The organism is Spirillospora sp. NPDC000708 (genome assembly GCF_040299565.1).
Lineage (GTDB): Bacteria > Actinomycetota > Actinomycetes > Streptosporangiales > Streptosporangiaceae > Spirillospora.
Map to the genome: position 1 here is coordinate 71,896 of NZ_JBEPCJ010000006.1, position 26,992 is coordinate 98,887.

Annotated in this window: 25 protein-coding genes, 1 pseudogene and 2 riboswitches; of the genes and pseudogenes, 11 read left to right on the plus strand and 15 right to left on the minus strand. The window is 71.8% G+C overall.

The features are described 5' to 3' along the window. From gcvH to ABT299_RS07060, 7 genes are all read right to left on the minus strand, one after another. Positions 1 to 390, minus strand: a complete 390-nt coding sequence (gene gcvH, locus ABT299_RS07030; protein WP_173099099.1) for a glycine cleavage system protein GcvH — start codon at positions 388 to 390, stop codon at positions 1 to 3. Positions 391 to 451: 61 nt separating this feature from the next. Continuing rightward, entirely contained in the window at positions 452 to 1,546 is a 1,095-nt protein-coding gene (gcvT, locus tag ABT299_RS07035; protein WP_387026766.1) for a glycine cleavage system aminomethyltransferase GcvT, read from the minus strand. 73 nt (positions 1,547 to 1,619) lie between these two features. Further along, positions 1,620 to 1,719, minus strand: a riboswitch (glycine riboswitch). A 4-nt stretch (positions 1,720 to 1,723) separates the two neighbouring features. After that, positions 1,724 to 1,819, minus strand: a riboswitch (glycine riboswitch). Between the two features lie 126 nt (positions 1,820 to 1,945). Then, positions 1,946 to 2,320: a hypothetical protein gene (locus ABT299_RS07040; protein WP_190868284.1), complete on the minus strand. Its 375-nt coding sequence runs from the start codon at positions 2,318 to 2,320 to the stop codon at positions 1,946 to 1,948. Positions 2,321 to 2,444: 124 nt separating this feature from the next. Beyond that, the gene (locus tag ABT299_RS07045; RefSeq protein WP_433140753.1) at positions 2,445 to 3,209 is read right to left on the minus strand and encodes a 3-oxoacyl-ACP reductase; all 765 of its coding nucleotides are present in this window, start codon (positions 3,207 to 3,209) and stop codon (positions 2,445 to 2,447) included. A 94-nt stretch (positions 3,210 to 3,303) separates the two neighbouring features. Further along, a complete protein-coding gene (locus ABT299_RS07050; protein ID WP_500250073.1) occupies positions 3,304 to 4,668 on the minus strand; it encodes an aldehyde dehydrogenase family protein in 1,365 nt (454 codons plus the stop codon). A 105-nt stretch (positions 4,669 to 4,773) separates the two neighbouring features. Then, positions 4,774 to 6,129, minus strand: a complete 1,356-nt coding sequence (locus ABT299_RS07055; RefSeq protein WP_500250074.1) for a glutamine synthetase family protein — start codon at positions 6,127 to 6,129, stop codon at positions 4,774 to 4,776. Positions 6,130 to 6,149: 20 nt separating this feature from the next. Then, a complete protein-coding gene (locus ABT299_RS07060) occupies positions 6,150 to 7,679 on the minus strand; it encodes an amino acid permease (RefSeq protein ID WP_347257139.1) in 1,530 nt (509 codons plus the stop codon). 160 nt (positions 7,680 to 7,839) lie between these two features. On the opposite strand from ABT299_RS07060, the gene ABT299_RS07065 reads away from it, so the two are divergent. From ABT299_RS07065 to ABT299_RS07080, 4 genes and pseudogenes are all read left to right on the plus strand, one after another. Continuing rightward, positions 7,840 to 8,616: a FadR/GntR family transcriptional regulator gene (locus tag ABT299_RS07065; RefSeq protein WP_387026770.1), complete on the plus strand. Its 777-nt coding sequence runs from the start codon at positions 7,840 to 7,842 to the stop codon at positions 8,614 to 8,616. 116 nt (positions 8,617 to 8,732) lie between these two features. Next, on the plus strand, positions 8,733 to 9,323 hold the full coding sequence (locus ABT299_RS07070; RefSeq protein WP_500250075.1) for an RNA-guided endonuclease InsQ/TnpB family protein: 591 nt from the start codon (positions 8,733 to 8,735) through the stop codon (positions 9,321 to 9,323). A gap of 15 nt (positions 9,324 to 9,338) precedes the next feature. Beyond that, a pseudogene (locus tag ABT299_RS07075) lies at positions 9,339 to 9,902 on the plus strand (RNA-guided endonuclease InsQ/TnpB family protein); the annotation flags it as partial. A gap of 58 nt (positions 9,903 to 9,960) precedes the next feature. Then, positions 9,961 to 11,259 carry a M50 family metallopeptidase gene (locus ABT299_RS07080; protein ID WP_387026771.1) on the plus strand — a complete coding sequence of 433 codons (1,299 nt, stop codon included), beginning with the start codon at positions 9,961 to 9,963 and terminating at the stop codon, positions 11,257 to 11,259. A gap of 34 nt (positions 11,260 to 11,293) precedes the next feature. Here the strand turns inward: ABT299_RS07080 and cds1 are convergent, their stop codons facing one another. After that, positions 11,294 to 12,391 carry an L-cysteine desulfhydrase Cds1 gene (cds1, locus tag ABT299_RS07085; protein WP_387026772.1) on the minus strand — a complete coding sequence of 366 codons (1,098 nt, stop codon included), beginning with the start codon at positions 12,389 to 12,391 and terminating at the stop codon, positions 11,294 to 11,296. An 89-nt stretch (positions 12,392 to 12,480) separates the two neighbouring features. Between cds1 and ABT299_RS07090 the strand changes: the two genes are divergently transcribed. After that, positions 12,481 to 13,563 (plus strand): hypothetical protein, encoded by a 1,083-nt coding sequence (locus ABT299_RS07090; protein ID WP_500250076.1) that lies wholly within the window; start codon positions 12,481 to 12,483, stop codon positions 13,561 to 13,563. 247 nt (positions 13,564 to 13,810) lie between these two features. Here ABT299_RS07090 and ABT299_RS07095 read toward each other — a convergent pair whose 3' ends face one another. Further along, positions 13,811 to 15,334 (minus strand): ATP-dependent DNA ligase, encoded by a 1,524-nt coding sequence (locus tag ABT299_RS07095; RefSeq protein WP_500250077.1) that lies wholly within the window; start codon positions 15,332 to 15,334, stop codon positions 13,811 to 13,813. Positions 15,335 to 15,457: 123 nt separating this feature from the next. Here ABT299_RS07095 and ABT299_RS07100 point away from each other — a divergent pair, with 123 nt between their 5' ends. Then, entirely contained in the window at positions 15,458 to 16,240 is a 783-nt protein-coding gene (locus ABT299_RS07100; RefSeq protein ID WP_500250078.1) for a hypothetical protein, read from the plus strand. A 359-nt stretch (positions 16,241 to 16,599) separates the two neighbouring features. On the opposite strand, the gene ABT299_RS07105 is transcribed toward ABT299_RS07100, so the two are convergent. The 3 genes from ABT299_RS07105 to ABT299_RS07115 form a co-directional block, all read right to left on the minus strand. Further along, complete coding sequence (locus ABT299_RS07105; RefSeq protein WP_387026776.1) at positions 16,600 to 17,562, minus strand: AurF N-oxygenase family protein; 963 nt, start codon at positions 17,560 to 17,562, stop codon at positions 16,600 to 16,602. Positions 17,563 to 17,634: 72 nt separating this feature from the next. After that, a complete protein-coding gene (locus tag ABT299_RS07110; RefSeq protein WP_433140731.1) occupies positions 17,635 to 18,492 on the minus strand; it encodes an SDR family NAD(P)-dependent oxidoreductase in 858 nt (285 codons plus the stop codon). Positions 18,493 to 18,536: 44 nt separating this feature from the next. Next, entirely contained in the window at positions 18,537 to 19,643 is a 1,107-nt protein-coding gene (locus ABT299_RS07115; protein WP_190865901.1) for a diiron oxygenase, read from the minus strand. Positions 19,644 to 19,751: 108 nt separating this feature from the next. On the opposite strand from ABT299_RS07115, the gene ABT299_RS07120 reads away from it, so the two are divergent. Next, the gene (locus ABT299_RS07120; protein WP_500250079.1) at positions 19,752 to 20,432 is read left to right on the plus strand and encodes a TetR/AcrR family transcriptional regulator; all 681 of its coding nucleotides are present in this window, start codon (positions 19,752 to 19,754) and stop codon (positions 20,430 to 20,432) included. A gap of 42 nt (positions 20,433 to 20,474) precedes the next feature. On the opposite strand, the gene ABT299_RS07125 is transcribed toward ABT299_RS07120, so the two are convergent. Continuing rightward, a complete protein-coding gene (locus ABT299_RS07125; protein ID WP_347257039.1) occupies positions 20,475 to 21,092 on the minus strand; it encodes a TetR/AcrR family transcriptional regulator in 618 nt (205 codons plus the stop codon). Positions 21,093 to 21,176: 84 nt separating this feature from the next. On the opposite strand from ABT299_RS07125, the gene ABT299_RS07130 reads away from it, so the two are divergent. Continuing rightward, complete coding sequence (locus ABT299_RS07130; protein ID WP_190865905.1) at positions 21,177 to 22,640, plus strand: flavin-containing monooxygenase; 1,464 nt, start codon at positions 21,177 to 21,179, stop codon at positions 22,638 to 22,640. A gap of 50 nt (positions 22,641 to 22,690) precedes the next feature. Continuing rightward, positions 22,691 to 23,071, plus strand: coding sequence for a nitroreductase family deazaflavin-dependent oxidoreductase (locus ABT299_RS07135; protein WP_500250080.1), 381 nt, complete (start codon positions 22,691 to 22,693; stop codon positions 23,069 to 23,071). A gap of 27 nt (positions 23,072 to 23,098) precedes the next feature. Here ABT299_RS07135 and ABT299_RS07140 read toward each other — a convergent pair whose 3' ends face one another. Continuing rightward, the gene (locus ABT299_RS07140) at positions 23,099 to 23,746 is read right to left on the minus strand and encodes a TetR/AcrR family transcriptional regulator (RefSeq protein ID WP_190865906.1); all 648 of its coding nucleotides are present in this window, start codon (positions 23,744 to 23,746) and stop codon (positions 23,099 to 23,101) included. Between the two features lie 80 nt (positions 23,747 to 23,826). After that, complete coding sequence (locus ABT299_RS07145) at positions 23,827 to 24,630, minus strand: NAD-dependent epimerase/dehydratase family protein (protein ID WP_500250081.1); 804 nt, start codon at positions 24,628 to 24,630, stop codon at positions 23,827 to 23,829. Between the two features lie 139 nt (positions 24,631 to 24,769). Here ABT299_RS07145 and ABT299_RS07150 point away from each other — a divergent pair, with 139 nt between their 5' ends. Together ABT299_RS07150 and ABT299_RS07155 are read left to right on the plus strand one after the other, a co-directional pair. Beyond that, positions 24,770 to 25,579: a hypothetical protein gene (locus tag ABT299_RS07150; RefSeq protein WP_500250082.1), complete on the plus strand. Its 810-nt coding sequence runs from the start codon at positions 24,770 to 24,772 to the stop codon at positions 25,577 to 25,579. 153 nt (positions 25,580 to 25,732) lie between these two features. Next, on the plus strand, positions 25,733 to 26,992 hold the full coding sequence (locus tag ABT299_RS07155; RefSeq protein WP_500250083.1) for a hypothetical protein: 1,260 nt from the start codon (positions 25,733 to 25,735) through the stop codon (positions 26,990 to 26,992).

Genomic DNA, 26,992 nt, shown 5'->3' on the forward strand with positions numbered 1-26,992 from the left:
TCAGCTCTCCTCGATCAGCTTGTCGTAGGACTCGGCGTCCAGCAGGTCGCCCGGCTCGTCGGAGATCCGCACCTTGAAGATCCAGCCCTCGCCGTACGGGTCGTCGTTGATCACCTTGGGCTCGTCCACCACCGCGCTGTTGATCGCGGTGATCTCGCCGCTGACCGGCGAGTACAGGTCGCTGACCGACTTGGTCGACTCGATCTCCCCGCACGGCTCGCCGGCCTCGACGGCGTCGCCCTCGGAGGGCTGCAGCTCGAGGTAGACGATCTCGCCGAGCGCGTCGGCGGCGTGCGCGGTGATGCCGACCGTGACGATGCCGTCCTCGCCACCCAGGCCGGCCACCCACTCGTGCTCTTCGCTGTAGCGGAGCTGCTCCGGAACGCTCACGATCTTTTTCTCTCTCTTCCCATGTGGGGGCCGGGCCCCCACACCCCCGGACGACTGTGTTTCAGGAACGCTTGTAGAACGGCAGGGCGACCACGTCGACCGGCTCCTGCCTGCCGCGCACGTCCACCGCGAGGCCGGCCTCCTCGACGCCGCTGTCGAGGTAGGCCATGGCGATCGGCGTGCCCAGTGTGGGCGACGGGGCGCCGCTGGTCACCACGCCGCACGGCGTGCCGTCCGGCGCGACGACCCGGTACCCCTTCCGGGGCGCGCGACGCCCGCGCGCCACCAGTCCCACGAGCCTACGGCCCGCGGGGGTCTGCGCCTGCGCCGCCAGGGCCGCCTTCCCGACGAAGTCGACCGCCTTGTCCAGTTTGACCACACGGCCGAGGCCGGCCTCGAACGGGGTCGTCTCCCGGGTCAGCTCGTTGCCGTACAGCGGCATCCCGGCCTCCAGGCGGAGCGTGTCGCGCGCGGAGAGCCCGGCGGGCACGACCCCGTCGACCGCCGCGAGCGCCTTCCACAGCGCGACGGCGTCGGCGGCGTCCACGAACAGCTCGAAGCCGTCCTCGCCGGTGTAGCCGGTGCGGGCGATCAGGGCGTCCACGCCGGCGACGCGGTCGGCGAGGATGGCGTAGTAGCGCAGGTCGGCGAGCGGCGCGCCGGTGAACCCTTCGAGGATCTCCTGCGAGCGCGGGCCCTGGAGCGCGATCAGCGCGTAGGCGTCGGAGCGGTCGTCGACGGCGGCCTCGAAGCCCGCGGCCCGCTCGGTGAGCGCCTCCCGGACCACCGCGACGTTCGCCGCGTTCGCGACCACCATCCAGGTCTCGTCGGCGAGCCGGTAGACGATCAGGTCGTCGAGGACGCCGCCGTCCGGGTCGCAGATCATCGTGTACCGGGCCTTGCCCACCGCCATCGGCGACAGGTTGCCGACCAGCGCGTGGTCCAGCGCGTCGGCGGCGCCGGGGCCGGACAGGAAGATCTCTCCCATGTGGGACAGGTCGAACAGCCCCGCGCCGGTGCGGACGGCCTGGTGCTCGGCGGTCTCGCTCCGGTAGCGCAGCGGCATCAGGTAGCCGGCGAAATCGACGAGGTTCGCGCCGAGGTCCTGGTGGACGTCGTGCAGCGGCGTCTTCTTCGGGGTCGGGTCGGCGGACATCGGTTCGGCTCCTTCGTCGCGGGCGCGCGTGGTCCATCGTCCCACTCGCGCACCGGGCGTATCGGTGCCTCCCCCTCTGTCATCGGCGCCTGAGAGCTTCACCCGCCGCCCCGTACGGGACGCGGCGCGGGCTTTCACCTTCGGCGGGGGACGGGGTCCCCGCTTTCCAGAGGTCGCCTGGTCCGTGCGGTCCGTGGGCCTGAGAGGTTCCGGGGAGGATTTGCTCCTTCGGCGTCCCACGCCGGCTGCGTGGAACTCTCCCGCACGGGATCAACGGCGTCGCGCCCAGGCTAGCAGCGGCAACGCCGTGCGACCAGCGGCCGCCGCGCCGGGCCGGCGGCGCGGCCGGAGGCGGCGCGTGCTCCGGCCGAGCCGCCCTGCCGGGCCGCCGCGCGGCCGCTACTTCGGTGTGGCGGCGGGGGTGCCGGACATCGCCTTCACGCACGCCTGCAGCGCCGCCTTGATCTTGGCCAGCTCGGCCTTCGACGGCGTCGAGCTCGGGTGCGGGCTGGGCATCGTGATCCCGTGCTTGCGCACGCAGTCGTTGAACTTCTGCGCGGCCTGCGCCGTCCCGTTCCCGCCGGGGGCGGTGGGCACGGCCCCCGTGCCCTTCGAGGCGCCGGACGCCCCGGAACCCCCCGGCGGCGCGGACGACGCCGCCGGGGCCGGCGCGGCGGTGGTGGGCGACGAGGCGGCGCTCTTCTTGTGGTCCGAGCCGCCGCATCCGCCGAGCGCGAGCGACAACGCCAGTACCGCCACGAGACTGCGCTTCACAGGATCACTTCTCCAGAGACCGGGGTGGAAAGCGCCATGATGCGCAGAAGGCCGCGCGTGCGCCTACCGACGGGCGTGCCAAGAAAACGCGGGCCGGTTAGCACCGCTGCGCATAGCGGGCGCCCTAGAGGGGCGTCACATAGGCCCCGGAGATGCCGCCGTCCACCAGGAACTCCGACGCCGTGATGAACGACGCGTCGTCCGACGCCAGGAACGCGACCGCCGCGGCGATCTCCGACGCCTCCGCGAAGCGCCCCACGGGGACGTGGACGAGGCGCCGCGCCGCCCGCTCGGGGTCCTTGGCGAACAGCTCCTGAAGGAGCGGGGTGTTGACGGGGCCGGGGCACAGCGCGTTCACCCGGATGCCCTGCCGCGCGAACTGCACGCCCAGCTCCCGCGACATCGCCAGCACGCCGCCCTTGGACGCGGTGTAGGAGATCTGCGAGGTCGCCGCGCCCATCACCGCGACGAACGACGCGGTGTTGATGATCGATCCCTTGCCCTGCTCCAGCATGTACGGGATGACGTGCTTGCAGCACAGGTAGACGCTGGTCAGGTTGACGTCCTGCACGCGTTTCCAGGCGTCCAGGCCGGTCTCCAGGATCGAGTCGTCGTCGGGCGGCGAGATCCCGGCGTTGTTGAACGCGACGTCCACGCGCCCGTAGGCGCCGTGGACCGTCCGGTACAGGGCCTCGACCGCGTCCTCGCTGGTCACGTCCACCTCGACGAACAGTCCGCCGAGCTCGTCGGCGGCGCTCTTGCCGGCGGTCTCGTCGACGTCGGCGACGACGACCTTCGCGCCCTCGGCGGCGAAACGGCGCGCGGTGGCCAGGCCGATGCCGCTGGCGCCGCCGGTCACGACGGCCACCCGGCCTTCCAGACGCTGCATGCTGCTCTCTCTCCTGTCACTCGCGGGGCTTGCGGAGGCTTGTGGGGCTTGCGGGGGGCTTGCGGGGCGGGTGCCGGCCGGGTGCCGGCCGGGCTCAGTCGGCGGCGATGAAGACGTTCTTGGTCTCGGTGAACGCGTCGAGCGCGTCCGGGCCCAGCTCGCGGCCGAGGCCGGACTGCTTGAACCCGCCGAACGGCGTCCAGTACCGCACGGACGAGTGGGAGTTCACCGACAGGTTCCCGGCCTCGACGGCGCGGGAGGCGCGCAGGGCGCGGCCGATGTCGCGGGTCCAGATGGAGCCGGACAGCCCGTAGGGCGTGTCGTTGGCGATCCGGTACGCGTCGGCCTCGTCCTCGAACGGGACGACGGTGACGACCGGCCCGAACACCTCGTCGTGCCAGGCCGGGAGCGTCGCGTGGTCGGGGGTGGCGAGGACGGTCGGCGGGAACCAGAAGCCGGGGCCCTCGGGCGCCGAGCCGCGGATCACGACGGGCGCGCCGTCGGGCACGTACGACGCGACACGGTCCCGGTGCGCGGCGCTGATCAGCGGCCCGACCTCGGTCTTGGCGTCGCGCGGATCGCCGACCGCGACGCCGTGCACGGCCGGTTCGAGCAGTTCGAGGAACCGGTCGTAGACGGGCCGCTCCACCAGGATGCGGGAGCGGGCGCAGCAGTCCTGGCCGGCGTTCTCGAACACCGCGTACGGGGCGGTCGCGGCGGCCTTCTCCAGGTCGGCGTCCGCGAAGACGATGTTGGCGGACTTGCCGCCGAGCTCCAGCGTCAGCCTCTTCACGCCCGGCGCGCACGCCTGCATGATCTCCTTGCCGACCCGCGTCGAGCCGGTGAAGACGATCTTGCGGACGTCCGGATGGTCGACCAGCCGGCGGCCCGCCACCGGCCCGGCGCCCGGCAGCACCTGCAGCACGCCCTCCGGCAGCCCCGCCGCCAGCGCCAGCTCCCCGACGCGGCGGGCGGTGAGCGGGGTGAGCTCCGCCGGCTTGACGATCACCGTGTTGCCCGCGGCGAGCGCCGGCGCCATGCCCCAGCCCATGATCGGCATCGGGAAGTTCCACGGCACGATCACGCCGACGACGCCGAGCGGCTCGGCGAACGTCACGTTCACCCCGCCCGGCACCGGGATCTGCCGCCCGGCGAGCCGCTCCGGCGCGGCGGCGTAGTAGTGCAGGACGTCCCGCAGGTTGCCGGCCTCCCAGCGGGCCTGCCCGACCGGATGCCCGGCGTTGCGGACCTCCAGCGCGGCCAGCTCCTCCAGGTGCGCGTCGACCTGCTCGGCGAACGCCCGCAGCAGCCGCGCCCGGTCGCCCGGCGCCACGTCCCGCCACGCCGGGAACGCCCGCTTGGCCCGTTCCACCGCCGCGTCGGTCTCGTCCGCCGACGCCAGCGCGACGACCTCCACGACCTCCTCGGTCGCCGGATTCAGAACCTCGAACTCGCTCATGTCCCCCTCGATACGTCGCCGGCCCGCGGCGGGCCGCCGCCATAAGCCGCCCCATGGCGGCGGCCCGCCGCGAGCGAACGTGGTCCGGTCACGCGTGGCCCGCGGCTACAGGCGCTCGAAGCCGCGGAACATCTCCCAGTCCGTCACCGCGCGGTCGTAGGCGTCCAGCTCTACGCGCGCGTAGTTGGCGTAGTGCTCGACGACCTCCTTGCCGAACGCGTCGGCGGCCAGCGAACTGCGCTCCCAGTCGGCCGCCGCCTCGCGGAGCGTCCCGACCACCGTCTCCGCGTCGGTCGCGTACGCGTTGCCCGCGTACGGCTCCTCCAGCGGCAGCTCGTTCTCGATGCCCTGCAGGCCCGCCGCGACCAGCGCCGACACCGCCAGGTAAGGGTTGACGTCGCCGCCCGGCACCCGGTTCTCGATCCGCAGCGACGGCCCGTGCCCGACGAGCCGCAGCGCGCACGTCCGGTTGTCCACACCCCACTTGATCGCGGTGGGCGCGAACGAGCCCGGCTGGTAGCGCTTGTAGGAGTTGATGTTCGGCGCGTACAGCAGGGTGAAGTCGCGCAGGCACGCCTGCTGCCCCGCGATGAAGTGCTCGCCGATCTTCGACAGCCCGTGCGGGCCGTCCCCGGCGAGGACGGGCGTCCCGTCGGCGTCGCGCAGCGAGATGTGCACGTGGCAGGAGTTGCCCTCGCGCTCGTTCGGCTTCGCCATGAAGGTGATCGACATGCCCTCCTGGGCGGCGATCTCCTTCGCGCCGGTCTTGTACAGGACGTGGTTGTCGCACGTCCGCAGCGCCTCGTCGAACCGGAACGCGATCTCGTGCTGGCCGAGGTTGCACTCGCCCTTGGCCGACTCGACGTACATCCCCGCGCCGGTCATGCCGTTGCGGATCCGGCGCAGCAGCGGCTCGACGCGGGCGCCGCCGAGCAGCGAGTAGTCCACGTTGTACTGGTTCGCCGGGGTGAGGTCCCGGTACGCCTTCCGCCAGGCGTCCTCGTAGGAGTCCTGGTAGACGACGAACTCCAGCTCCGTCCCGACGTAGGCGCCCCAGCCCCGCTCCGCCAGCCGGCCGAGCTGGCGGCGCAGGATCTGCCGGGGCGAGGGCGCCACGTCGGACCCGTCCTCCCACACGATGTCGGCGTGGACCAGCGCCGCGCCCTCCTGCCAGGGGACCCGGCGGAGCGTCCCGAGGTCGGGGCGCATGACGAAGTCGCCGTAGCCCCGCTCCCAGGACGACATGGAGTAGCCGTCCACCGTGTTCATGTCGACGTCGACGGCCAGCAGGTAGTTGCAGCCCTCCGAGCCGTGCCCGGCCACCTCCTCCAGGAAGTAGCGGGACGACAGCCGCTTGCCCTGCAGGCGCCCCTGCATGTCGGTGATCGCGACGATCACGGTGTCGATCCGGCCCTCCGCCGCCTCCCCGCGCAGCTCGTCGAGGGTGAGCGATGTGGTCACGTGTCCGGTCTCCTAACGGGCTAGCCCAGCGACTGGAGTTCCTGCTCGATGGCCGCCAGCTCCTCGGCGCTGCCCTGCACCTTGGGGCCGGTGAACCACTTGCGGGCCGACAGCACCCACCACAGGCCCGCGCCGCCGAGGACGACGAGGATCGCGATGGGCGAGTAGTTGAAGGTGTCCTTGGTGATCGGCTTCGCCGGCGGCAGGACGAACAGGATCGAGATGACGACGACCCAGACCACGGCGAGCGTGCCGATCGGCTTGCTCCACCTGCCGAGGCTCCACGGGCCGGGCTTGAAGTCCTTGCCCTGCCGCAGCCGCAGGAACGTCGGGATCACGTAGGCGATGTAGAGGCCGATCACCGCGACCGACGTCACCGCCAGGTACGCGGTCAGGTTCCAGATCGCGGGCAGGGCCAGCACGAACGCGCCCCCGGCGGCCAGCCAGATCGCGTTGGTGGGGGTCCGGCTGCGCTTGTTGATCCGGTGCCAGAAGGACGAGAACGGCAGCGCCCCGTCCCGCGAGAACGCGTAGATCATCCGGGAGTTCGCCGTCACCGAGGACATCCCGCAGAAGAACTGCGCGCCGAACGAGACCAGGATCAGCAGCTTGCCCATCGTGTCGCCGGTCGCCGCGATGAAGATCTCCGCGGGGCCGCCCTCGACCGCCTTGCCGTAGTCCTGGATGGCGAAGGTGACGCCGAGCAGCAGCACCCAGCCCGCGACGACCGAGATCAGCACCGAGTTCACGATGCCCTTCGGCCCGGACCGCGCCGCGTCGTGCGTCTCCTCGGTCATGTGCGCGGACGCGTCGTAGCCGGTCAGCGTGTACTGCGACAGCAGCAGGCCGATCAGCGCCGCGTACGCGCCGTACTGCCAGCCCGTCTCGTTGACGAACTTGCCGAACACGAATCCGGCGGACTGGTGGTGCGACGGCTTGACCGCCAGCACCCCCACCACGAACGCGACGCCGAGCACGTGCCACCAGACGCTCACGCTGCTCAGGACCGACACGAGCTTCACGCCGAACTGGTTCAGCAGCGCGTGCACGACCAGCAGGATCGCGAACAGCAGGAACGTGTGGCCGAGCGTCACGCCGTAGCCGAACTGCAGGTCCAGCAGCGGGTTCAGGAAGGCCGCCGACCCGTAGACGATCGCGGCGGTCACCGCGACCTGGCCGATGAAGTTGAACCAGCCGGTGAACCACGACCACGCCGGGCCGTTCGACGGGGCGAGCTTGGCCGCCCAGTAGTACAGGCCGCCGGCGGTCGGGTAGCTGGAGCACACCTCGGCCATCGCGAGCGCGACCAGCAGCGTCATCGCGCCGACGCCGAGCCAGCCCCACGTGATGACCACGGGGCCGCCGCCCTTGAGGCCGATGGTGTAGGAGGTCAGGCAGCCCGACAGCACCGAGATGATGGTGAACGAGACCGCGAAGTTGGAGAAGCCGGACATGGACCGGCTGAGTTCCTGGGCGTAGCCCAGCTCGTGCAGCCGTTTCTCGTCGTCGGACATGGGATCGGGGGATGCCTTGTGCTCGTCGATGCTCACGAGCACCTCCTCGCGTGCCACGGGGGGTTTCGACACAGCCGCAATGGGCTAATGACAGACCATTAATGTTTGCGGAGGGGTCCCGCGTCAACCCCCCGAACGACGACGAAACGCACATGTAACGTGGAGCCCGAAGCCCCCCGCGGACCGAAGGACGGTCATGCCCGCACCCGAGCCTGACCCCCGCGCGCCCGGCGCGGACGCCCCCGGCTCCGGCGTCGCCGACCTGGCGGCCGCGGCGGTGTTCCGGCCCGTCCGCACCGGCAACGCGTTCGAGGAGACCGTCGAGCGCCTCCTCCAGGCGATCAAGCTCGGCGTCGTCGACCGCGGCGAGCGGCTCCCGCCCGAACGCGAGCTGGCCCCCCTCCTCGGCGTCAGCCGCGTCACGCTCCGCGAGGCGATCCGGGCCGTCCAGCAGGAGGGCTACGTCGAGTCCCGCCGGGGCCGCTTCGGCGGGACGTTCGTCACCTACGAGCGGCCGAAGCCCCGGCAGTCCGACCTCAGGCGGGCCCTCGCCCAGATGGGCGGCGACCTCAACGACGCCCTCACCTTCCGGATGGCCGTCGAGACCGGCGCCGCGCAGATCCTCGCCACCACCGACCTGCCGCCCGCCAAGCGGGCCCAGCTGCGCGGGCGCCTCGCCGAGCTGAACGCCGCCGGCCCGGACGAGTACCGCCGCCTCGACACCCTCTTCCACCTCGCCATCGCCGAGATGACCGGGTCCGCGCTGCTGTCGGCCGCCTGCGCCGACGCCCGGATGCGCGTCACCGACCTGCTCAACGCCATCCCCGTCCTCGGCCGCAACATCGAGCACGCCGCCGTCCAGCACGCCGCCATCGTCGAGGCGATCCTCGCCGGCGACCCCGAGGCCGCCCGCCGCGCCGTCGCCGAGCACCTGGAGGGCACCGCCGCCCTCCTCCGCGGCTTCCTGGGCTGAGGCGTAGCCGCAGGTGATTTTCCACAAAAAGGGTGCTCAATCAGTGGAGAGCGATATAAATGCCACATTATGCTTTCCTCTGAAATCCGCCGGGCATTGGGCGGTAAGGTCTGGCCGTGCTGCTCAGATACAAGTACCGGCTCTACCCGACGCCAGGGCAGTGCATTTCGCTGGCCAAGGCGTTCGGATGTGCACGCGTGGTCTTCAATGACGGGTTGCGCGTCCGGCAGGCCGCTCGCGAGGCCGGGCTGGCGTACATCAAGGACGCAGACCTGCAACAGCAAGTGATCACCGCGGCGAAGAAGACGCCTGAGCGGGCATGGCTGGCGGAGGTGTCAAGCGTGGTGCTCGTCCAAGCACTTGCCGACCTTCATCTGGCCTACCGGAACTTCTTCGCCTCCATCACCGGGCATCGCAAGGGACCGAAGTTCGCGCCGCCCCGGTACCGGTCTCGCAAGGACCGACGTCAGACCATCCGGCTCACGCGCAACGGGTTCCGGCTGCGCCCCAACGGGCGCCTGTACGTGGCGAAGCTCGGCGAAATACCGGTGCGCTGGTCCCGTCCACTTCCTGCGGAGCCGTCGAGTGTCACGATCGTCCAGGACTCCGCCGGACGCTACTTCGCATCGTTCGTCGTCGACGCCGATGACGATGCGCTGCCCGTGAACGGGCGCCGGATCGGCATCGACCTCGGCCTCGCCCACTAATACGCCCGCGTCGTCGACGCACGCCGTGACTTCCACCACCAGCTCTCCACCTGGATCATCCGTGATAACCAAGCGGTGTACGTGGAGACGCTGAGCGTGAAAGGACTCGCACGCACCCGGCAGGGCAAGTCCGTGCATGATGCGGGATGGTCCGCGTTCCTCGCGCTGCTGGAGACCAAGGCCGCCCGGTACGGGCGCACCTTCGTCCGCGTCGACAGGGCGTTCCCCTCCTCTCAGTTGTGCTCCGCGTGCGGACGCCGGGACGGGCCCAAACCCTTGCACGTACGACAGTGGGCATGTCCTGGGTGCGGCGCCTGCCACGATCGTGATCACAATGCCGCGCTCAACATCCTTCATGAGGGGCAGCGCATCGTCGCCGCAGGACGTACCCCGGAAGTGGGGCATGCGGAGACGCTAAACGCCTGTGGAGGCCGGGTAAGGCCGCCTTTGCAGGTGGCACGGGCCGTTGAACCAGGAACCCGCCAGAGGCCAGGGGACGCGGGGTGGCCGGCCACGCGCGGCCCCCGAGCAGGCTGGAATCCTTGCCCTGCAGGGCAGGGAGGACGTCAAGTAGTCTGAGGTGATTGCTGGAGGCCACCCCTCGGTGCGCGGGGTGCACGACGGAGGGGCATGACGCATGGGTTGGCTGGCGGGAGTGCTGATCCTGTTCTTCGGCCTGCTGGCGTCCATCGCGCTGCACGAGCTCGGCCACTTCAGCTTCGCCAAGCTGTTCCGCGTGCGGACGACCCAGTTCATGGTCGGGTTCGGGCCCACGATGTGGTCCAAGCGCAAGGGCGAGACCGAGTACGGCGTGAAGTGGATCCCGCTCGGCGGCTACATCCGCATGATCGGGATGCTGCCGCCGCGCAGGGGCGACGCCCCCGGTACCGTCCGGCGGATCAGCACCGGCCCCTGGCAGGGCCTCATCGAGTCCGCGCGCGGCGCGGCGCTCGAGGAGGTGCGGCCCGACGACGGCGACCGGGTGTTCTACGCCAAGCCGTGGTGGCAGAAGCTGATCATCATGTTCGCCGGGCCCGCGATGAACCTGGTGCTGGCGGTGGTCTTCTTCTCGATCCTGCTGATGGGCATCGGGCAGCAGACCGCGCAGCCGGTCATCCAGGAGGTCTCCGAGTGCGTCGTCCCGGCGAGCCAGTCGAACGTGACGAGCTGCCCCGCGAACGCCACCCCGACCCCCGCCCACCAGGCCGGAATGCGGCCCGGCGACCGGATCCTGTCCTTCCAGGGCCACAAGATCAAGGACTATGAGCAGCTCCGGAAGCTGATCCGCGACTCCGGCGGGCAGAACGTCCCGGTGACGATCCGGCGCGACGGCCGGGAGATGGCGCTGACCGTCCCGATCGCCCGCAACCAGATGTACGACCTCAAGGACGACACCAAGATCGTCAACGTGGGGTTCCTCGGCATCACGCCGACCCAGGCCATGGAGCGGCAGGGGCCCGGCGCCGTCGCCGAGGCCATGGGGTCGATGACCGAGCACACCGTCGGCGCGCTCGTCCGGATGCCGCAGAAGATGGTCGGCGTCTGGAACGCCGCGTTCGGCGGCGACAAGCGCGACCCGAACGGCCCGGTCGGCGTCGTCGGCGTCAGCCGCATCGGCGGCGACGTCGCCGCCTCCAAGACCCTCACGACCACCGAGAAGGTCTGGTACTTCGTCATGCTGCTCGGCTCGCTGAACCTGGCGGTCGGGCTGTTCAACCTCGTCCCGCTGCTCCCGCTGGACGGCGGCCACATGGCGGGCGCGCTGCTGGAGGCGCTGAAGAAGGCGTTCGCGCGGGTCTTCCGCAAGCCCGACCCCGGCTACGTCGACGTCGCCAAGGCCCTGCCCGTCACCTACGTGATGGCGGCCGTCCTGATCGTCATGGGCGGCCTGCTCATCTACGCCGACGTCTTCAACCCGATCAGATTCAAGGGCTGACCGGGTTCCGCGGCCGATCCGCCGCGGGGGCCGGTCAGACGGCGACCGGCATCTCGCCGGTCTTCAGGAACGCGTCCAGCGCCGCCTCGTAGGGGGCGATGTCCAGGCGCTGCGCGGCGAGCCACACGTCCGACCCGTACGTGCCCGCGTAGCGCTCGCCGCCGTCGCAGATCAGCGTCACCACGCTGCCGCGCTCGCCGCGCGCCCGCATCCCTGCGATCAGCTCCGCCGCGCCCCACATGTTGGTGCCCGTCGACCCTCCCACGTCCCGGCCGCTGACCCGGCTCGTCCAGCGCATCGCCGCGACGGACGCCGCGTCCGGCACCTGGATCATCCGGTCGATCACCGTCGGCAGGAACGACGGCTCGACCCGCGGCCGGCCGATGCCCTCGATCCGCGAGCCCGCCGCGGTCCGCTCCGGGTCGCCGTCAGCGAACGAGCCGAAGAACGCCGAGCCCTCCGGGTCCACCACCGCGAGCCGCGTCTGGAACCGCCGGTACCGGACGTACCGGCCGATCGTCGCGGACGTCCCGCCCGTCCCGGCGCCGACCACCACCCAGGACGGCTCGGGGAACCGCTCCAGCCGCATCTGCTCGAAGATCGACTCGGCGATGTTGTTGTTGCCGCGCCAGTCCGTCGCCCGCTCGGCGTAGGTGAACTGGTCCATGAAGTGCCCGCCGCACTCGGCGGCGAGCCGCCGCGACTCGTCGTAGATCGCGGACGGGTCGCCGACGAGATGGCAGCGGCCCCCGTAGAACTCGATGAGGCCGATCTTCTCGGGGCTCGTCGTCGCCGGCATCACCGCCACGAACGGCAGCCCGAGCAGCCGCGCGAAGTACGCCTCGGACACCGCCGTCGACCCGCTGGAGGCCTCGATGATCACCGTCCCCTCGCGGATCCAGCCGTTCGCCAGCCCGTACAGGAACAGCGACCGCGCCAGCCGGTGCTTCAGCGAGCCCGTCGGGTGCACCGACTCGTCCTTGAGGTACAGGTCGATGCCCCACTCCGGGGGCAGCGGGAACACGTGCAGGTGCGTGTCGGCGCTGCGGTTGGCGTCGGCCTCGACCTTGCGGATCGCCTCGGCGATCCAGGCCCGGCCCCCGGGGTCGCAGCGGTCGGCGGTACGGCTCACGTGATGTTCCCCTCGATCCTCGTCGATCACCCGGGTCCCACGATATCGGCGCATGTCACCGGGCATTATGGTGCCCAGCAGGGGGGCACATGATCGACCTTTTCCGGCACCGGATCGTGGAGACCGGGCGGCTGCCGCTGTTCGGCTTCTTCACCGCGTTCATCCTCACGTTCGTTCTGACGCGGGTGATCGTCCGGCTGATCCGCGCCAACGTGAGCGGCTGGTTCGGCAACGTCCGGGCCGGCGACACCCACGTCCACCACGTCGTGTTCGGCGTGGTGCTGATGCTGGTCGGCGGTGTCGCGAGCCTCGCCACCCCGGACGCCTACGTCGCGCTCGACTGCGCCGCGGCCGTCGTGTTCGGGGCGGGCTCCGCGCTCGTGCTGGACGAGTTCGCGCTGCTGCTGCACCTCAGCGACGTCTACTGGACGGAGAAGGGCCGCGCGTCCGTCGACGCCGTCTTCGTCGCGATCGCCGTCACCGGGCTGCTGCTGCTCGGCATCCGCCCGTTCGGGTTCGCCGACGCCGTCCCGGACCCGGCGGGCAGCGCCCTCGCGCGGGCGTACTTCGCCTCCACCGTCGCCAACCTCGTCCTCGCGGTGATCACCCTGCTGAAGGGCAAGATCTGGACGGGCCTGATCGGGCTGTTCCTGCCCGTCCTGCTGGTGGTGGGCGCGATCCGGGTGGCGCGCCCGGGGTCGCCGTGGTCGCGCTGGCGGTACGACCCGGACTCGCGCAAGTACCAGCGGGCCGTGCACCGGGAGGTCCGGTTCCGGCGGCCGCTGATCCGGGCGAAGATCTGGGTGCAGGAGTTCATCGCCGGCCGCCACGACCTCATCCCGCCGGAGCTGCTGCAGCGCAGCGCCGACGCCGCCGAGCGCGCCCGCCGCCGCCGGGTGGCCCGCGCCGCCCGGAAGGCCGCCGCCCGGGACCGCCGCCGCGCCCAGCGCCGCACCACGGCGCGGGAGCAGCGGCGCGCGGCGGCACGGGAGGAGCGCCGCGCCGCCGGGCGCGGCCGCCGGAGCGTCGCCGACCGCCTCCAGCGCCGCGCCTTCGCGCGCGGCCGCACGAGTGCCACCGCCCGCCGCCTGACCCGCCGCCTGGGCGCCGACGACCCGCCGCAGCCGCCCCGGCCGCCCCACCTCCGCCGCAAACTCCCCACCCGCCGCTGACCCGCACCCGCCAAGCCCGCCCCGGCCGTTCGCCGGCGAGGCCGGTTTCCAGGCCCGCACCTAGCGGCAGCGCTCGTGCCCGGCCACGCAGCGACCCGGACCGTCGCGATCGCGAGCGAAGCCGGATTCGAGCGAAGCGAGAATCCGATCGCGCAGCGAGCCCCCAGGGCGAGTCGGAGCGATGCAGCGATCGCACGCAGCGCCCGTTGAAGGAAGGCCGTCTAGCGGCCTGACGCCAAGGGCGCTGCTAGTAAACAGGCGCTACTGCGCGGACGGTTTCGATGGTGTCGGCTTCGGTGGCGGTCTTGTCGGGGCGGTAGCGGAGGACGCGGGCGAAGCGGAGGGCGATGCCGCCGGGGTAGCGGGGGCTCTGCTGGACGCCGTCGAAGGCGATCTCGACGACGAGCTCGGGCCGGACGTGGACGGTCCAGCCGTCCTCGCGGACGGCGAGCTCGCGGAGCTTCTCGGTCTGCCAGGCGAGGAGCTCGTCGGTGAGGCCCTTGAACGTCTTGCCCAGCATGACGAAGCCGCCGGTCTCGGGGTCGCGGGCGCCGAGGTGCAGGTTGGACAGCAGGCCCTGGCGGCGGCCGTGGCCCCATTCGACGGCGAGGACGACGAGGTCGAGGGTGTGGCGGGGTTTGACCTTGATCCACCCGGCGCCGCGGCGGCCGGCGGTGTAGGGGGTGTCGAGGGACTTGACGAGGACGCCCTCGTGGCCGCGGGCGACGGCGTCGTCGAAGAAGTCCTTGGCGGCGGCCGGGTCGGCGGTGACGATCCGCGGGATCCGCAGGTGCTCGGGGACGGCCCGGACGAGCGCCGCGTTGCGGTCGGCGCCGGGCGCGTCGAGCAGGTCGTCGCCGTCGAGGTGGACGACGTCGAAGAGGAACACCGTGAGGGGGACGGGCTCGGTGTCCTTGGCGGTGCGGGTCGCGGTGCGGGCGGCGGTGACCTGGAACGGGTACGGGGCGCCGTCGGGGCGCAGCGCGATGACCTCGCCGTCGAAGACGGCGTCGCGGACGGGCAGTTCGCGGACGGCGGCGACGACCTCGGGGAGCCGGGCGGTGATGTCGTCGAGGGTCCGGGTGAACACGCGGACGTCGCCGTCGCGGACGTGGATCTGGGCGCGGATGCCGTCGAGCTTCCACTCCACGGCGGCCTCCGCCTTGAGCTTGGCGAACGCCTCCTCGACCGACGGGGCGGACGCGGCGAGCATCGGCTTGACCGGGCGCCCGACCTCCAGGGTGAACGCGTGCAGCCCGGCGGTGCCGTCGGCGAGGGCGGCGGTGGCGACGGGGCCGAGGGACCCGCGCAGCATGACGGCGCGGCGGACCTCGGCGGACGGCACGCCGGCCGCCGCCGCGATCGCCTCGGCCATCACCCCGTCGAGGGCGCCCTGGCGCAGCTCGCCGGCCAGCAGCCGGATGAGGAAGCCCTGCTCGTCGCGGGTGGCGCGGCCGAGCAGCGCGGCGACCAGCTCGCGGCGCCGGGCGACGGACCCGGCCCCGGAGACGGCGCCGATCTCGGTGAACGCGGCGTCGACCTCGGGGACGGTGAGGGACGGCTCGGCGGCGGGCGGCGGGACGTCGCGCAGCGCGGCGTAGCCGACGCCGATCTGGCGCTGCGGCAGCTCGCCGGACAGGTAGGCGACGACGGTGGCGGCCTCGCCGGGCTCGGCGTCGCGCAGGCACTCCGCGAGCGCCGTGATCTTGGCCTTGCGGCCGGAGGTGCCGGCCACCTCCCGCGACGTCCGCGCGATCTCCGCTATCAGCACCTCCCCATTGTGACCACGGCGTCTGACAATTGACCCGGGCGGGACCCCTGGTCAGCCGAGGCGGTCCTGACTACGTTGACCAGTGGCGGGGTCGATGACGCGCGGGGGAGTGAGGAGCGGGGCGTGGGGCTGCAGCGCGAGCCGTTCCACCGGGTCTACTCGGCGCCGGAGCCGCCGTCGCCGAAGCGGCGGCCGCGGCTGCTGGCGCTGCTGGTCGCGCTGGTGGCGTTCGGCGGGGCCGCCGCGGCGGTGTTCCTGTTCCTGCCGGGGCACGGGAACGACGCGGCGGCGCCGCGGACATCGCCCTCCGGCACCGGCGCGACCGGCGGCGCGACCGGCCGCGGGACCGGCGACGCGACCGGCGGGACGGCGGAGCCGCCGCGCCCGTCCGAGACGCCGATGCAGGAGCAGCCGGTGGCGTCGCTGCCGAAGCCGTGCGCGATGGTCTCGGACCGGACGGTCGGCCGCACGATCCCGAAGCCCAGGCGGGCCGAGAGCGCGAACTCGACCTTCACGACGTGCACGTACACGGCGCAGGGGCCGGCGTTCCGGTGGCTGCGGGTCGAGGTGAACCTTCACGCGCCCGCGAAGACGCCGACGCCCGTGCAGGACGCGGAGGGCGACTACCGGGCGTCGTGGACGGAGGCGCACAGCGCGCCGCTCGTCCGCACGATCAGCCTGCGGCGGCAGCAGGGGATCGGTGACGAGGCGTACCGGTGGTTCAAGGCGGACGAGGGGCAGCCGACGGTGGTCGGCGAGGTGACGACGCGGTTCCGGAACGTGCTCGTGACGGTCAGCTACAGCGAGCAGGCGGCGAAGGGCCGCGCGGACGCCCGGGAGGGGGCGTGCCTCGGCACGGCGGAGGGCGTCGCGCGGGAAGTGCTGGCCACCTTGGCGCATTTCTGACCTGAATCGGCCGATCATGGCTTATTTTCTGTCAGAACCTTCTAAGGTGATTCCGGTAAAGGGGAGGAAGTGCGGCGGCCGTGCTCCCACTCACGTCCGGCGGCCGGCGCGCTTTGCGGCGCATGGGGAGGAGGAGGTCGACGACGTGACCGTTTCCGCGGTTGGAGTGTCCTGGGTGAGGTGATCTCCAGGTCAGCTGCCCGTTCTCGCCGACCGGGCCGCGGAGTGGACCCCGCTCCGCGGCCCTCGGCGTTCCCGATTCCGGACCATTGAAAAACCGTGCGGTATTCGGCCGCTGCCATTCCGTCACCGAATTCGTTTCGGTTTCGAGGGAAATGGCCGCGCGGTAGAACCGGTTACTATTTTGCGAGTCCCGCACGAACCCACACGTCGCGAGCCCGGCCGTCCAGGAATCCGACCTCGTCGAAGAACGCGGTGCACTTGCGGAACGCCCACGCCATCGTCTCCCGGCGGTGCTCGCTGCGCGCCGCGACCCGGCGGGCCAGCTTCGGGTCCAGCCCGACCGCCGTGTAGCAGGACGGGTGGATCACCTGCGTCGCCATCAGCCGGGTGCCCTGCGCCAGCGCGTACGCCGCCGCCCGCCGCCGCACCGGCGACGCGCGCGCGACGAGCCGCTTCAGCTCCTCCCGCGCGTACCGGATGTGCCGCGCCTCCTCGATCACGTGGATCCGGGTGACCTGCCGGATCATCGGCTGCACGCCCTCGTCCGGGAACGTCAGCCGCTGGAACGCGTCGGTGAACTCCTCCACCACCAGCGTCCCCGCGAACATCGGCATCGGGTCGTACACGGCCCCGAACAGCTTCGCGAAGTGGTACTCCGCCGCGCGCGGCCGGTGGGTGCGCAGCCCGCAGGTGCGCACCATCCGGCCGAACATCTTCGAGTGCCGGCACTCGTCGGCGATCTCCGTCAGCGCGTAGGCCACGTGCTCGCTGTCGTAGCGGCTCCGGTAGGCGTGCTGGACGAGCGCCTGCATCAGCAGCATCTCCGACCAGATGCCGAACGAGGCGATGCTGCACATCTCCCGCTTGGTCAGCTCCACTCGCTGCCGGTGCGTCAGGCCGTCCCACAGCGGTGTCTCGTAGATCGACACCAGCTGCGGCGGCGCGTACCAGACGTCGGGGTCCTGCGGCGCGTCCCAGTCGACGTCGGCGTCCGGATCGAAGGAGTGCTTGCGGGACGTCCGCAGCAGCCGCTCGGCGACCACCTCCCGGTCGGTGAGCTCCAGCGTGTGGTCGCCGTCCTTGCAGCGAATCCGCGCGGTCCAGGTGGTGGGGCGGTCGGTCAGCAGTTCGGGGGGCATCGATCCTTCTCCTCTCCTGGGGGAGGCCGAGGAGGGCCGCGCGAGGCCGTGCGCCGCACGGCGGGGCCGGCCCTATTGCACGGGGATTCGTGCGAGCAGGCGGGTGGACGCCGGCGAGATGCGGGAGAGCGCGTGCAGCAGGTGGCCCTCGAAGTTCACCGGGACCACGGCCTTGTTCTTGATGATGGCGTCGACGACCCGCTCGGCGACCTTCTCCGGCGGGTAGTTGCGCAGCTTGAGCGCCTTCTGGCCGCGGACGCGGACCCGCTCGCGGTGCGCCGCGTCGCCGCCGACGAACGTGGCGTTCTTGACGATGTTGGTGCCGGCGAAGCCGGGGCAGACGGCGGTGACGCCGATGCGAGAAGACGCCAGCTCGGCGCGCAGGCACTCGCTGAGCATCAGCACGCCGGCCTTGGTGGTGCAGTAGGCGGGCAGCGACCGGGTCGGCGCGAACGCGGCGGCGGACGCGATGTTGACGATGTGGCCGCCGAAGTTGGGCTTGTCGGGCTTGTTCGGCAGCGCGTTGACGCGCTCGACCATCTGCTTGCCGAACAGCCGCGACCCGTGGATGACGCCCCACAGGTTCACGCCGAGGATGCGGTTCCAGTCCTCGACGCCGTGGTCGAGGAACGGGCCGCTGACGGCGATCCCGGCGTTGTTGACGACGATGTCGGGGACGCGGTGGGCCTCGCGCACCTCGGCGGCGAACGCCTCCATGGCGGCGGCGTCCGCCACGTCCACCTCGTAGGCGCCGCCGCCCGGGCCGAGGGTCTTGGCGAGGGTCACGGTCCGCTCGGCGGACGGGAGGTCGATGTCGGCCGCCAGGACGGTCGCGCCGCGTTCGGCGAGGGCCAGCGCGATGGCGCGGCCGAACCCGCTGCCGGCTCCGGTGACGACGGCGAGCGCCCCGTCGAAGTGCGCGAGTGGCATGCAGACCTCCGAGATGTCCCGAGCGGAATGATCCCCAACCGTACTCAGCCCGCAGCGGCGTCCGCGATGACCGCGTCGACCTCCGCCTTCCGCTCGGCCTCCTCGGCCGCGAACCGCTCGGCGTCGAGCTTCTCGGCGATGTCCTCGTCCTGGTTCATCAGCGCCTCCAGGTCGGCCTTGGACATGTCGAGGACGCCCATGTCGTCGTAGGTCCGCTGGATGCGCTCGCTCCACAGGCCGATGTCCTTGACGCACGGGACGATGCGGCTGAACAGCAGGCTCTGGAACATCTGCATGTAGGGGGAGTTCTCCACCATCTCGTCGACCTCCTTGGGGTCGATGCCGAAGTTGGTCCAGATCTCCCGGCCGCGGATGCGGTCGCGCATGAGGTAGCAGCCCTCGATGACGAAGTCCTCGCGCTCCCTCAGCTCGGCTGCGGACAGCTGCTTGTAGTAGTCGCGCAGGGCGAGCCGCCCGAACGCGACGTGCCGGGCCTCGTCCTGCATGACGTAGGCGAGGAGCTGCTTGGGCAGTGGCTTGGTGGTGATGTCGCGGATGACGCCGAACGCGGCGAGCGCGAGGCCCTCGATGAGCACCTGCATGCCGAGGTAGGGCATGTCCCAGCGGGAGTCGGTGAGGGTCTCGTTCAGCAGGTCCTGCAGCTTGGTGTTGATCGGGTAGACCATCCCGACCTTCTCGTGCAGGAACCGCGTGAACAGCTCGACGTGCCGGGCCTCGTCCATGGTCTGCGTGGCGGAGTAGAACTTGGCGTCCAGGTCGGGCACCGACTCGACGATCCGGGCGGCGGTGACCATCGCGCCCTGCTCGCCGTGCACGAACTGGGAGAACTGCCAGGACGTGGAGTGCTGCCGCAGCTCGCCGCGCTGCTTGTCGGTGAGCTTGTCCCAGTACTTGGTGCCGTAGATGGCGAGGGACTGGTCGGGGACGCCGAGGACGTCGTGCGGGTCGACCTCCAGGTCCCAGTCGATCCGCTTGACCGAGTCCCACTGCTTGTCCTTGCCCTTCTGGTACAGGGCGAGGAGGCGGTCGCGGCCGTCGTCGTACTCCCACGTGAAGCGGGCGTCGCCGGCGAGCGGCACGTTCCAGGTGGACTTGCCGACGGGCTCGGTGTAAAGGTCATGGGTCGACACGGCGTTCCTCCCCGAGGGCGCGACACGTACGATGTACGTAAGACGTACGATGTACGTACCGTGTCACGGTGCACTTACGGGTGTCAACGGCGGGAAGGGGCGGGACCGATGAACGGCGACGTGACGTCCGACACGCCGGCGCCGCGACCCGTCCTGACCAGGGCGCGGATCGTGCAGGCGGCGGTCGGGCTGATCGAGCGGGAGGGCGCGGGCGCGCTGTCCATGCGCCGCGTGGCGGGCGAGCTGGGCGTCGCGGTGATGTCGCTCTACAACCACGTGCCGAACAAGGACGCGCTGCTCGAAGGCGTCGCCGAGCACGTCATCGCCGGCCTGGAGCTGGAGGACGAGCCCGACGAGCCGTGGCAGACGAGGGCGCGCGCCCTCGTCCGGGCGTTCCGGAAGGTCGCGCACGACTACCCGCGCTGCATGACGATCGTCCTCACCCACAAGATCGACACCCAGCTCGGGCTGCGCCCCGCCGAGCGGGCCCTCGCGCTCGCCGACGCCGCCGGCTTCGACGGCCCCACCTCGGTGCGGATCATGCGGGCGCTGATGGCCTACGCGCTCGGCGCGCAGCTCCGCGAGACCGGCGTGGTGAAGACGCTGGACAACCTCGTCGAGACCCAGGCCGAGTCGTGGGCCAAGCTCGACGCCGCCGAGTTCCCGCACGTGGTCGCGCTCTCCGAGGAGCTGGCCAGCCACGACCCCGAGACCGACTTCGAGTTCGGCCTCGACCTGCTCATCGGCGCCCTCGACGCCCTCCCGCGCGGACGGGGTCAGCAGCCCTGACCGGCGCCTTCCGCTCCGCCGGCGCTCCGCTCCGGGCGCCGGTCAGGCGAGGTAGGGGCTGAGGCCCTGCCAGCAGAAGTCGGTCATGTAGCGCGCGGCGTCCTCGGCGGTCACCTCGGGATGCCAGGTCCGCCACTGGGCGAGCCGCTCGCACGCGCCGATGATGATCTCGGTGAACGCGGCGATCGCCGGCTCGCCCGCGTGCGGGGCGAAGGCGGCGAGCACCCCGGAGATCAGCTCGCTCTGCTGCCGGCGGGTCGCCTCCACCGCCTCGACGGTCTCCTGCGACCCGGCGGCCGGCTCGCGCAGCAGCATCGCGAACGACTTGCTGTGCGCGTCGATGAACCCGAAGTAGGCGGCCATCCCGCGCCAGAGGATGTCCTTGGGGTCGGTGGCGCCCGCCATGGCCTTCTGCGTGACGTCCAGCAGCTCGGCCTTGGAGCGGCTCACGCACGCGACGAGCAGCCCGTCCTTGGAGCCGAAGTACTCGTAGAGCATCGGCTTGGAGACGCCGCAGCGCTCGGCGATCTCGTCCATCGAGGTGCCCTGGTAGCCGCGCTCGCCGAACACCTCCTCCGCCACGTCCAGCATCTGGCGCTCGCGCTCCGCGCGCGACATCCGGCGGCGGCGCTGCTGGCGGTGCGGTGTGGCGGCACTCACAGCGGAATCCTATCTGTTGGACCTACCGTCAGTAAGCTACTCCTAGTAACTTACTCCGAGTAGGTTACCGCGAGAGGACGGGATATGAGCGAGCGCGCCCCGGCGATCGTCATCATCGGCTCCGGCTTCGCCGGGCTCGGCATGGCCATCCGGCTGAAGCAGTCCGGCTTCCACGACTTCGTCATCCTGGAGAAGAGCGAGGCCCTCGGCGGGACCTGGCACGACAACACCTATCCCGGCTGCGCCTGCGACGTCCCGTCGCACATGTACTCCTTCTCCTTCGAGCTCAACCCGGGCTGGTCGCGGATGTTCGCCCCGCAGCCCGAGATCCGCTCCTACATGGAGCGCACCGCCGACAAGTACCGCGTCCGCGAGCACATCCGCTTCGGCAGCCACGTCGACAGCATGGAGTACCAGGACGACGAGCGCAGGTGGAACGTCGCCCTCACCGACGGGACCGTCCTCACGCCCCGGGCCATCGTCTCCGGCATCGGCGCCCTGCACATCCCCTCGTTCCCCGACCTGCCGGGCATCGAGAGGTTCGAGGGCACCACCTTCCACTCCGCCGAGTGGGACCACTCCTACGACCTCACCGGGAAGCGGGTCGCCGTCATCGGGACGGGCGCCTCCGCGATCCAGTTCGTTCCGCGGATCGCGAAGAAGGCCGGGGAGCTGGTGCTGTTCCAGCGGACGCCGCCGTGGATCCAGCCCAAGCCCGACTTCACCTTCCCCAAGCCCGTCCGCACCGCGTTCGACAAGGTGCCCGGCGCCGCCCGCGCGTTCCGCAACGGCATCTACTGGGCCCTGGAGGCCCGCGCGATCGGCTTCACCATCGACCCGCGGCTGTCGTTCCCGCAGGAGAAGCTCGCCCGCCGGCACCTGGAGAAGCAGATCCCCGACCCGGAGTTGCGCGCCAAGGTGACGCCGGACTACACCATCGGCTGCAAGCGCGTCCTGCTGTCCAACGACTACTATCCGGCCCTCACCCGCCCGAACGTGACCGTCGAGACGTCCGGCATCGCCGAGGTGCGGGAGCGGTCCGTCGTCACGGAGGACGGCGAGGAGTACGAGGTCGACTGCATCGTCTACGGCACCGGGTTCAAGGTCGTCGACGCGCTCAACGAGCTGCGCGTCACCGGCCGCGGCGGCGTCAAGCTCCAGGAGATCTGGGCGGACGGCATCGAGGCCCACCGCGGCACCACGGTCCCCGGCATGCCGAACTTCTTCATGCTGCTCGGCCCGAACACCGGCCTCGGCCACAACTCCGTCGTCTTCATGATCGAGGTGCAGATCCAGCAGGTGCTCAGCTGCCTGCGGCTGCTGCAGGAGTCCGGCGCCGTCGCGATCGAGCCGAAGCCCGAGGCGTCCCGCCGCTTCAACGACCGGATGCAGCGGCGGCTGCGCCGCGCCGTCTGGAACGAGGGCGGCTGCAACAGCTGGTACCTCGACGACCAGGGCGTCAACCGGACGCTGTGGCCCGGCCACACCTTCGAGTTCTGGGCCGGCAACCGCAAGGCCAAGCCGGAGGAGTACATCCTCACGCGCTAGGCGGCGGCCCGGCCGGATGCGCGGGCGCCGGGGACGTGTTAGGCAGGGGCATGCCCAAGCCACTGATGCCGCGGCGCCTGCGCCGCATCAACAAGGCCGTCACGAACCGGGTGCAGGGCGTCTACGCGCCCTACCTGCCGCCGCTCGCGGTCATCGTCCACAAGGGGCGGACGTCCGGACGCGAATACCGGACGCCCGTCACCGCGTTCCGCAACGGCGACCGGCTCATCGTCGGCCTGCCGTACGGGGCCGACACCGACTGGGTGCGCAACCTGCTCGCCGAGGGGCGCGGCGGGGTGGAGCGGCTCGGCCGCGTCCGGCGGATCGCCCGCCCGCGCGTGCTCACCGCCGCCGACGCCGCCGAGCTGCCGCCGGCCGCGCGGGCCGTCGCGCGCTACATGGACGTGCTGGTCGCCGACCTGGAGGACTGACCCGGCCCGGGCGGCAGGCCCGGGCGGCTACTTCTCCGGTGCGAACATCGGCCGGAAGCCCGCGACGAGCTGCCGGACCACCGGCCGCTGCTCGTCGGGCGTGCGGCCGCGCAGGTCGTGGATCGGGTCGAGGCCGTCGTAGTAGGGCGCGAGCGCCAGGAACGGCAGCAGCGTGAGGATCATCGTGGCGAGGACCTGCAGGTCGGCGTCCTCGCGGATGCCGCCCTGCGCCTTCCACAGGTCCAGCGTCGGATGGATGACCTGCAGGTAGTGCTGGTTCGCGGTGTCGCGCACCACCGACCGGACGCTGTTGTCCAGCTCGAAGTTCGTCGCGGCGGTGACCGCGCGCTCCAGCGGGTGGTCGGCCATGTACTCGGTCCAGTCGCACAGCACGTCGAACAGCCACTCGTCGAAGGACTGGTCGAAGTCGACGCGGGCGATCCGCCGCTCCATCTCCTCGCGGATCCGGCGGGACGCCTCGTCGCAGACGAACGCGAAGAACTCCAGCTTGTCGCTGAAGTACTGGAACAGCGAGCCCTTGGCGATGCCGGCCTCGCGGGCGATGGTGTTGAGGCTGCCGGTGGAGTACCCGTGCTCTCCGAACTCGCGCATCGCCACCTCGAGCACCCGTTCCCGCTTGGCGACGTTGAGGCGGAACCACGTGGACGTTGGCATGGACCCCTTCGACTTTCCGTCAGGAACCGGTAACCCTGAGGTCAGGATAACCGTCCATCGCATCTCGTGTGAACCAAATGTCACTCTCGCGCGTCGGGTTCCGCGCCCGCCGCCGGCTCCAGGTACCGCAGCGTGAACTCGGCGGACGCGAAGTCGCCGCCCTGCGGGGTGCCCGGCCCGACGAACGTGTCCGGAATGCCGTGTTCGGCGGCATCGTCCAGGGGCCGGTAGCCGAGCCGCTCGTCCAGTTCCCAGAACCGCCGCGCGTTCGCCGACACCGCGTACGCCGCGAGGAACCCCGGCGCCGGGACGGTCAGCGCCGCCAGCACGAAGCCGGCGCAGTCGCGGTGGCTCAGCCAGGTCGCCAGGTGCCGCGGCTCGTTCGGCGCCGCGTCGAGGCTGCCGATGCGCAGGCACACCACGTCCAGCCCGAACTTGTCGACGTACAGCCGCGCGAGCGCCTCCACCGCGACCTTGCTCACCCCGTACAGGCCGTCCGGGCGCGGCGGCATCTCCGCCGACACCGTCTCGGTGGAGGGGTACAGGCCGGTCAGCCTGTTGCTGCTCGCCAGCACCACCCGCCGGACACCGGTCACCCGAGCCGCCTCCAGCATCCGCTGCGTGCCGAGGATGTTGCCCTCGACCAGCTCGGGGAACGGCGCCTCGTCCCGCACCCCGGCGAGGTGGACGATCGCGTCCGCGCCCGCGACGATCTCCGCCGCGTCCGACAGGTCGGTGCGGTGCACCACCTCGTTCGGCGCCTCCGCCTCCAGCGGCACCCGGTCGGCGAGCACCAGCGTGCCCGCCGCCTCGCGCAGCGGCCCCCGCACGGCGGATCCGACCCGGCCCGCCGCCCCCGTCAGCACGATTCTTCCCAACGTCATGGTCAGCAGTGTTGCAGTGTCGATGCAATGCCGCCCCAAGGGGCTCGCCTTCGGCTTCGCCTCACCGGTCAGATGGCGCGCTCGCATGACGGTTCGCACCGTTGCAGGGCGGCTGTTCCGGTGCGCTTAGGTTGGTCGTATGTGCGTGTCCATGGACCAGGCCGCGTTCTCCGGGACGACGCTCTACGCGGGGCGGCGGCACCATCCCGAGCACGGCCTCATCGAGGTGCTCGGGTACCAGAACACGGCCGTGAACCTCGCGGGCGGCCCGAACGCGATGCTGCTGCACGTGCCCGCGCGCGCCCTGACGCCGGAGAACTTCCTCGCGCTCCGGCAGAGCGAGGCGGACGTGCTCAACCTGATGGTGGACGCCCTGACACCGGTGCCGGCCGCGACGATGGACTGGATGGAGGCCGACGGACCCGGCGTGCGGGTGTTCGACCACGACGTCTACACGGTCCTGCTGGCCGAGGACCCGACGCTGATCCCGGCGGCGCTGGACCGCGTCCCGCCGCACCGGAGGCCGCGTCCCGATCCCGAACTCATGGATTTCTACGCGACGCATTTCCCCCGGCACGTGATCATTCTCTGCTGCTTCGACAATGCCGACGCGCGCCGGGCGAAACCGCTGCTGATGTGGTACGAGCCGGACGACCCGGACCGCGTCGTCGTGCCCGCGCTCGACTGCCACACCGGCGGCGCGCCGCGCCTCGACGAGCCCGTCCGCACCGACCACTGGGTCGTCTTCGGCGCCGACGGCGCGTCCGGCGACGGCTGGGAGCCCGTCGCCTATCCCGGAAAAATGCGCTACAGCCTGCGCGAATACCTCCCGGACGCGGTGGCGGGGACATACTTCTCGGGCGCCGCGCCGAACGGCGACTTCGCGATCGCCCACGACGACCTCCTCGCCGGGCGCCTCGACCGGATCGAGCGGCTCGCCCCTTCCTGACCCGCCGGTGCGCGCCGGTTGATAATCCGGGCCGGCGGCCGAGGGCGGTAATTCGTCGCTCGCTGACAACCTTTTCCCCGCGCCTTGAAAGGTCATTCGCCGCCTGATTCAGTCGTCCCGTTGACCGGGTCTCGACGGGTGGAGGTGGGGCGGGTGCGGATGCGTTCACGGTCGGCCGGCGGCGCGCTGTTCGCGGGGCTCGGGGTGGCGGCGGTGCTCGCCGTGTCGGGCGCGTCCCCGGTGATCGCCGAGCCCGCGCCGTCCACCACCCCGTCCGGGGAGTCGCCGGCGCCGACCGACAGCCCGTCGCCGACCGACACCCCCACGCCGACCCCGACGGACTCGCCGACGGACGACCCGACCACGCCGCCGCCGGACACCGGCTCGCCCACCCCCACGCCGCCGCACGGCTCCTCGCCGACGCCGTCGCACACGCCGACGCACGTCCCGGGCGACCCGCACGATCCGGGCACGCCGGCGAAGCCGGTGCTGTCGGTCGCGGCCACCGTGTCGTCGGCGACGGTCCGCCCCGGCGGCTCGATCACCGCCACCGTCCGGGTGTCGGCGTCCGGTGCCACCGCGTCCGGGACCGTGCTGCGGGCGTCGGCGACGGGCGGCGCCACGGCGACCCCGTCCGAGCAGGGCCTCGGCGGCGTCGGTGCGGGCGGGACGTCCGCGACGGTGACCGTCCGGGTCCCGTCCGGCGCGAAGCCGGGGACGATCCGGCTCACCGTGCGCGCGTCGGCGGCGCACGCGGCCGCCAGGACGCGGACCTACATGCTCGTCGTCACCGAACCGTCCGGCGCGCTGCCGCCGGGCATCAGCCCGGGCGCGCTGCCGCCCGGCGTCCCGCCGGTCACCCCCGAGGGCGTGCCGGGCGGGCTGACCGGCCCGGACGTCGTGCTGCCCCCGGTCGTCGGCCCGCAGACCGCGCCCGCGCCGATCGCGCCGGTGCCGGTCGCGAACCTGCGCGCGCTGCCCCGGGACTCCTCGAACCTCGACGACCTGACCGCCCTGCAGGCCGGCGTGCTCGCCGCGATGGCGTCCTCGGTGACGCTGCTGCTGCTCAGACTGCGGCTGGCCCGCCGGGAGGGCGTCTCGCCCCGGCGGCCCGGCCGCCTCCACCTCCACCTCCGCCGTGCCCGTCCCCGACTCGACGGGCCGCCGGTGCGGCCCGTCCCGGCGCGGCCGGTGCGGCCCCGGCCGAGACCCGCCGCCGCGCCGCCCGCGGCGGTGTGGACGGTCGCGTCGTGGACGACCCCGGAGGCCCGGGCGGCGCTGCGCGCGGAGGCGGCACCGAAGCTGGACTGGCGGGAACCGGAACCGCGGCGAGAGCCCGAACCGCGCCGGCGCCGGAGCAGGCACGCCCGCCGCGGCCCGCGCCTCGCGCTCCTCCCGGCCAGGGCCCGCTGA

What these genes read in the sequence shown, in the direction of transcription:
- ABT299_RS07080 (WP_387026771.1), top strand. Translation starts at nt 9,961, where the DNA reads ATGGGTTGGCTGGCGGGAGTGCTGATCCTGTTCTTCGGCCTGCTGGCG.
- ABT299_RS07120 (WP_500250079.1), top strand. Translation starts at nt 19,752, where the DNA reads ATGAACGGCGACGTGACGTCCGACACGCCGGCGCCGCGACCCGTCCTG.
- ABT299_RS07065 (WP_387026770.1), top strand. Translation starts at nt 7,840, where the DNA reads ATGCCCGCACCCGAGCCTGACCCCCGCGCGCCCGGCGCGGACGCCCCC.
- ABT299_RS07150 (WP_500250082.1), top strand. Translation starts at nt 24,770, where the DNA reads ATGTGCGTGTCCATGGACCAGGCCGCGTTCTCCGGGACGACGCTCTAC.
- ABT299_RS07140 (WP_190865906.1), bottom strand. Translation starts at nt 23,746, where the DNA reads ATGCCAACGTCCACGTGGTTCCGCCTCAACGTCGCCAAGCGGGAACGG.
- ABT299_RS07110 (WP_433140731.1), bottom strand. Translation starts at nt 18,492, where the DNA reads ATGCCACTCGCGCACTTCGACGGGGCGCTCGCCGTCGTCACCGGAGCC.
- ABT299_RS07130 (WP_190865905.1), top strand. Translation starts at nt 21,177, where the DNA reads ATGAGCGAGCGCGCCCCGGCGATCGTCATCATCGGCTCCGGCTTCGCC.
- ABT299_RS07105 (WP_387026776.1), bottom strand. Translation starts at nt 17,562, where the DNA reads ATGCCCCCCGAACTGCTGACCGACCGCCCCACCACCTGGACCGCGCGG.
- ABT299_RS07050 (WP_500250073.1), bottom strand. Translation starts at nt 4,668, where the DNA reads ATGAGCGAGTTCGAGGTTCTGAATCCGGCGACCGAGGAGGTCGTGGAG.
- ABT299_RS07135 (WP_500250080.1), top strand. Translation starts at nt 22,691, where the DNA reads ATGCCCAAGCCACTGATGCCGCGGCGCCTGCGCCGCATCAACAAGGCC.
- gcvT (WP_387026766.1), bottom strand. Translation starts at nt 1,546, where the DNA reads ATGTCCGCCGACCCGACCCCGAAGAAGACGCCGCTGCACGACGTCCAC.
- ABT299_RS07045 (WP_433140753.1), bottom strand. Translation starts at nt 3,209, where the DNA reads ATGCAGCGTCTGGAAGGCCGGGTGGCCGTCGTGACCGGCGGCGCCAGC.
- ABT299_RS07090 (WP_500250076.1), top strand. Translation starts at nt 12,481, where the DNA reads ATGATCGACCTTTTCCGGCACCGGATCGTGGAGACCGGGCGGCTGCCG.
- ABT299_RS07145 (WP_500250081.1), bottom strand. Translation starts at nt 24,630, where the DNA reads ATGACGTTGGGAAGAATCGTGCTGACGGGGGCGGCGGGCCGGGTCGGA.